The organism is Phocaeicola sp. RTP21198st1_B8_RTP21198_201120 (genome assembly GCF_040929485.1).
Lineage (GTDB): Bacteria > Bacteroidota > Bacteroidia > Bacteroidales > Bacteroidaceae > Phocaeicola > Phocaeicola dorei.
Window position 1 is genome coordinate 1 of sequence record NZ_JBCOCI010000186.1, and the last position, 781, is coordinate 781.

Consider the following 781-nt stretch of genomic DNA (forward strand, 5'->3'; position numbering starts at 1 on the left):
TTCTTATTCTTTGTATTTCACAGCTACCGAAACCCTGTAATTACCTGGAACGGGTGTATAAATGGGTTGGTGGGTAGTTCCTTTGTTTTGCAACTTCTTCTCTGCGATTAGTCTTTTAATATGGCGGTATGCAGTAATTTGTGTCATTCCGCAGAGGTACTGGAAGTCTTTTCGGGTGATAAGTTGGTTTTCTGCAAAATACTTTGTCAATTCCATATCTATCTCCACTTCAGAAAGCCCGGCAGAATGTGGCCTGTATTTCGAACGGTGGAATTCCATATCGGAAAGTTCGGCTTTCAGTTCTTTGTCTGCTTTGAATTTGATTGCTTTCAGTTTAACTTTATGCACTCGCTTATCTTTAGGATCCCGTATTTCTTCTTCGCAGGAAAGAGTTACTTGTAGATATCCCAATCCGTCGATATGCACCTTTTTCCCTTCTTTAAGGCACTGTGCCACTTCGTATTTCAGTTCTTCCAAAGTTGCTGTCACATCAGACGGGCTTAATGAACAGCGATCGTGAATCCGGTAAACCAGTTTTTTCGTATTTACTGTTTCATAACTAATCGGACGCGCATGATATCTTACCTTGTTTTTCTTCTCCTTCGGCATCGGAGTCTTATATAGTTCAAATTGTACTGCCATAGTCTTTCTTTTTTCTTTAGATGTTTGTAGATTATCTTCTTGATGTTTCTTAATTTTCTTCTTGATATCTGTTATTTATCATCGTTGTGATAAGTACTTATCATTAGCATGATATATGCATATCATTACTGTGATAAGA

Annotated in this window: 1 protein-coding gene; it reads right to left on the minus strand. The window is 38.0% G+C overall.

From position 1 onward, the window contains the following. Positions 1-3: 3 nt before the first annotated feature. Positions 4-642: an HU family DNA-binding protein gene (locus AB5935_RS24260; protein ID WP_004307636.1), complete on the minus strand. Its 639-nt coding sequence runs from the start codon at positions 640-642 to the stop codon at positions 4-6. Between the last annotated feature and the right edge of the window lie 139 nt (positions 643-781).

What these genes read in the sequence shown, in the direction of transcription:
- AB5935_RS24260 (WP_004307636.1), bottom strand. Translation starts at nt 642, where the DNA reads ATGGCAGTACAATTTGAACTATATAAGACTCCGATGCCGAAGGAGAAG.